We start from the raw sequence: 2,660 nt of genomic DNA, 5'->3' as shown, positions 1-2,660 counted from the left end.
CGGTCTGGGTGGCGGTGAAGTGTTCCCAGGATGCACTCTCGGTTTCCAGTACCACATCGGCTTGGGGGGAACGCCCCGCCACGAGGGCGCGACCGCTCGGCAGGGGCAGGATGCGCCCCGCATGCAGCCCGCCCGCGACGGTGATGGACCATCCGTGAATGGGTTCGGCAACCGGCGTGGGGGCGTATCCGATGGTGCTGCCTTCGAGCAGCACGACGGTATCCATCGTGGTGTCACCGGTGACCGGCTGGGAGTCTACATAGAGCGGGTCGTCAGCGGCTATCTCTGGGCCGCCCGCCGTGTAGACGATCTGCCGCAGCGTGGTGTTCTCCTGCCACGAATCGAGTTCGATACTTTTCTGAAAAGATTCGAGGGATATTTGGATTCGCATACTGTTCCTTTGACGATCTCACAGCCCTGTACAAGACGGCATCTTATATTCTTTATTTGGAATATATACTAGTCAATTGCTATTCATTGTAGGTTTCCGTTCGAGTTCCACGCTCTGCAAACCAAACGATGCGCGGTTCCTGATCGTTGCTCGGCTCGGGTCGTAGCCCCAGACTCTGCTCCGTAGCATGGAGTGTCTGCACGGGCGCAGTTGTTGGGTTTTCATGAGTGAAATCGAGCGCGTCGCCCGCAATCGCCTGAGCGGCATCGAGCCTCATGCTTTCCAGCACGCGAGTGACAGCCTCCGGCTTGCGTTCGTGCACCTTATCGATCGCATAGGCAAACGCCAGCACCGCATTGTGGGAGCGCGCATCCGCATAGGGGGCGGCGGATTTGAAGGCTTGGTCATCCTGCAGGGTCATGTAGGATGAATCCTGCCCCATAACACGCACCGCTTCGAGGAAGGCGGCGAGCCCGCGCCCAGGGTCATCGGACTGCAAAGCTAAAGAGTCTGACATGTTGTACCCGACGGTCGTCAGGTTTGCCGAGACCGTGCCACCCTCAGCCACAAGGGTTCGCGCGAAAATGGGCGATACGGCTTGTGGACTCAAAAGAATCTGAGCCGTCACTCCAGCGTATTGCAGCTCTTTGACGATTTTGGCCTGGCGAATTGCCGAGCCCGAAACGAAGATATTCGCCGAAGTCCCGTAGCTCTGGGACTCTTTCTTGACGTCTTGTGCAAGCTCGCGCACATCGGTATCGCGGTCATACGCATGCTTGGCGGCAACCTGCGGAATCTTCACCTCAGTATCCTTAGGTGCTATCACGATGCTCTGGGTACTCGGCTGCGAAGCCTGCACATACGCCTGCGAAAGCTGCTCGGGGTTGGGCGCCAGGCTCCAGACTCCGCGCCCAGTATCTACGCTGTCATAAACCTCAATTACCGGGATGCTGCTCTCACGAGCCGCACTCGTCGCACCCTTAATATGCTCACCCGAGGAAGAAATAATAATCCCCTGAACGCCCTCAGATTTGAGTTTTTCGACGGCATCACGAGCCCCGTCGGAAGTTCCCTTATCGTTAGCGACCGTCAGCTGAACGGGGGTTTTGCCAAGATCCAGACGGTGCGCAGCCACCGCAGCACCCTGGGCAGGGAGCACCCATTCGGAGCCTTCCGCATCCTCGCCGTAGGTCATAATAATCCCGATCTTGGCGTCGCGATTATTGTTGTTCGGCAGCGTAATTTCCTGCGGAACAACGGGGGCTATCGCCTCGGTATCACCGGGTGCGCGCAGGGGCCGAATATCCGGTCGCAGCAGATGAGCTGCCACCACGATAACCAACAACAAGACCCCCAGAAGGGCACCCCAGCCAATGATGGTCAGGGGTACCCTTCGGGAGGTTTGTTCTTCCTCAAGCTGAGGCTCTGGGGTCACGCTACATGTCCCCAATGTGGAAGGTGTAAACCACCTTCACTTCGGCCTTACCACCGTCAGGCAGGTGGAAGGAGGGCAGGGACTTGAGCTTTTCCAAGGATGCCTTGAACTGTGCCTGCCGCAGCTGCACGGCCGCAATGTCCTCGGCACGAACGCTGGTGTAACCCTGCGCGTTCTGCGAGGCAAGGGCCAGCTGGAAGTCGGCGGCGCCAGCTTTCGCGGCGTTCGTCTTCAACGCACCCAGCAGACCCGAACCATCGACTCGGCTATCGCCCAAATCGAGGATAACCTTGTTGAGGTCGTCGGCAAGAAGCACGGATGCACCCGCCAGGTCGCGGCTGGCGTTTCCGGTGCGCGCATCCAGCTGCTCCAAGGAGCTCTGGGTGACCCCGTCCAGGGATGCCTTGAGGTTCTCAACCTTACCGGCAATGTCACGGCGCTGCGCTTCCAGAGAGTTACCGGCATCGCGCACGATTACATTCGAAGCTTCCGCCAGCCCGTAGATCGAGCTGGTGAAGGAATTCTGAATGGAATCGGCACCTGCCGAACCCTGAGCCGATACCTGGCGGATCTCCTGCGAAATCAGGTTGTTGATGTTCTTGCTGGTTTCGTCAGCAGAGTCCTTGAATGCGTTCTTGAGGGCTTCCGAAAGTTCGGAGTGCTGGCTGGAAAGTTCATCCAGATTCTTACCCAATTCGTCGGATGCGCTAGTCAGCGCCTTGAGCTTTTCATCCAGGGAGTTCGGGTCGTTCTGGCGATCATCACGATCACGGTTCTGGTCGTCACCTTCGCCCGCATACGCCTTCTCAACCGAGCTGAGCGCGGAGTCCAGGG

General features: G+C 58.5%; 2 protein-coding genes and 1 pseudogene. All 3 read right to left on the bottom strand.

Features of this window, described 5'->3' with window-relative positions:
* Positions 1–391, bottom strand: a 391-nt coding sequence (locus tag HMPREF2554_RS11635) for an FHA domain-containing protein (RefSeq protein ID WP_168160882.1), incomplete at its 3' end; no start/stop codon positions are given.
* A gap of 79 nt (positions 392–470) precedes the next feature.
* The gene (locus HMPREF2554_RS09820; RefSeq protein ID WP_070555073.1) at positions 471–1,826 is read right to left on the bottom strand and encodes an ABC transporter substrate-binding protein; all 1,356 of its coding nucleotides are present in this window, start codon (positions 1,824–1,826) and stop codon (positions 471–473) included.
* A 1-nt stretch (position 1,827) separates the two neighbouring features.
* Positions 1,828–2,660 (bottom strand): annotated as a pseudogene (locus HMPREF2554_RS09815) (1,4-beta-xylanase); the annotation flags it as partial.

This window comes from Rothia sp. HMSC071F11 (assembly GCF_001809115.1).
Lineage (GTDB): Bacteria > Actinomycetota > Actinomycetes > Actinomycetales > Micrococcaceae > Rothia > Rothia dentocariosa.
This window is presented reverse-complemented; position numbering and strand designations above follow the sequence as displayed.